This is a genomic window from Pseudoxanthomonas sp. LjRoot204_2 (genome assembly GCF_056175765.1).
Map to the genome: position 1 here is coordinate 1 of NZ_JBGFFG010000684.1, position 1,207 is coordinate 1,207.

1 protein-coding gene is annotated in these 1,207 nt (G+C 64.8%); it reads right to left on the reverse strand.

The window, feature by feature from the left end; all coding sequences use genetic code 11:
- The coding region (locus AC04L7_RS19080; RefSeq protein ID WP_475513757.1) for a hypothetical protein at positions 1 to 565 on the reverse strand (565 nt) is incomplete at its 3' end.
- Positions 566 to 1,207 lie beyond the last annotated feature (642 nt).

The window sequence follows — 1,207 nt, forward strand, 5'->3', positions numbered from 1 at the left end:
GTCCCGCAGCTTCCAGGGAACCGATCTCGAAGACGACGGACGGGTCGATCGCGTCGACGAATTCCTGACCGTCCGCGGCACGGTCACACGCGTCACCGACTGATCCAATCAGCCCTTTCGCGCCCACCCGGTAGACGGGCTCCAAATAGCCAAGCACGACGGACGCCCGGTCAAAGTCAGTGTGATCCCGGGGGTTCACGAGAAGGCGCTGCGCGACGTCGAATGCGCCGCTCAGCACTGCTGCGCGATGGGCGCCATTCTTGACGCTGTCCACGTACGCGGGTAGAAGGATTCGGCCGATTGCTGCAGCCGAGTCGGTTGGATCGAACCCGCCGAGAGCGATGCGGGCACGGAAATCGAACGCAGTGCCAACCAGCTGGTTCGGGAGACCCGGACGCGCGGGCACCAGCGCAGGGGCTCCGGCGAGCGTCGTTAGGCCCAACGCATCCGCGACGCTGCGCGCACCAATCCCCTGCCTCTGGATACCCGCGATTCGCGGCGACGCCCCGTCGAGATACGCCCGAAGCGGTGAGTCGGGGTCGTCCAGGAGTTTCGTGAAACTCACAGTTCCCCCAATTCTCGGCTCGCTAGAACCCTACCGATGCGACACGTCGCCTCAGCTTTGTCAGCGTACGCACATTTGTGTTGCGAGGGACTGCCACGAGAGGAGCGCGCATGGAGGTACTGATTCTCGCGGTTGAACGCGCTGCGCTCGCATCCATGCGGTGACTTGTCGCGGACAGGTCGCGTTGCGCGAGAGCAGCTTCCGTTGACCGGTCGGCGGAGGCGTTGCCGCTACGAAGGAGTTCCGCGGGTGTCATCCGCTGCGACGCCGCGCGTTTCGTTGCTGGGCTCATACCGGCTGAGGGCTGAGTCGTAGGGGAATGTGACTCACGGCCAGCGCACATCATCAGCAGATCACGAGCCCACGCGAACGTCGCTCTGGGCTCGTGAGATCCTTGCCATCATGGAGCTCGAGACCCCGACTAAACCGCGGGAGATGCATGCATGGGCCCTGGCAGCTGACGCAGCCGGGAAGCCGCCTTGCGAGTTCGTCGAAGCCGGGCATCTGGGTCCGGGCGTAGTCCCTTTCGAGCCGAACAATGGTCAGGGCGTGGCACGCTTCGCCACCTCTCGGGGTCTCCGCACTGATGCGCAGTCGTGGCTCCCGAGAGACGGTGGCGGACGTTCATTGAGGAGGGTTGGG